Annotated in this window: 1 protein-coding gene; it reads left to right on the top strand. The window is 57.3% G+C overall.

Features of this window, described 5'->3' with window-relative positions; all coding sequences use genetic code 11:
* The coding region (locus F4U94_RS24205; protein WP_143560206.1) for a Tn3 family transposase at positions 1-216 on the top strand (216 nt) is incomplete at its 5' end.
* Positions 217-628 lie beyond the last annotated feature (412 nt).

The following is a 628-nucleotide window of genomic DNA, read 5'->3' as shown; positions in this document are numbered from 1 at the left end:
CGATCCGGCGAAGGCCAGCACTATCGCATCGCCGGAATGAACCTGCTCGCCGCCATCATCATATTCTGGAACACCATGAAGCTCGGCGAGGTCGTCAATACCCGGGCCGCCAGCGGTACCCATATCGCGCCTGATCTACTCGCCCACGTCTCGCCGTTGGGATGGGAACACATCAATCTAACCGGGGAATATCGCTGGCCCAAATCCTTAGCGTAGGATTCCGCCCCCTCCCGCAAACGCCCCCTAAATTGTTAACCATCAGTTGTTATATGGAAGGTGGGGCCGTACGCGCGGCCCTGGGGCTTAGTAACCCCTTGAAGACCGGCTTGGTGTCCGCCGTTGGACACCATCTCCTTGACCTTATGGTCGGGGAGCCTGCGGCGTATGCAACAGGTTCTCCGAACTAAAGGCCGTAGGGATCGTGTCTTCACGGTTTACTAACTCCCCGATCACCAGGGGGCAGGAATGGAACGCGGGGGCGCACCGCATATCCCATCCCTAAGAGCCCGATCCAAAAGTTGTTGAGCAATACCAGCATGTTATGATTCACGCCGTCCTTGCGAGAGATGGAGTGATCAATGGCATGGACTGGCATTGCTCGAGATGAGCATAGCCGCAAAGGACTGCG

The sequence above is a fragment of the Sphingobium limneticum genome, from assembly GCF_008710155.1.
Classification (GTDB): domain Bacteria; phylum Pseudomonadota; class Alphaproteobacteria; order Sphingomonadales; family Sphingomonadaceae; genus Sphingobium; species Sphingobium limneticum.
Note: the sequence above shows the minus strand (reverse complement) of the source record. Positions and strands in the feature narration are given on the sequence as shown.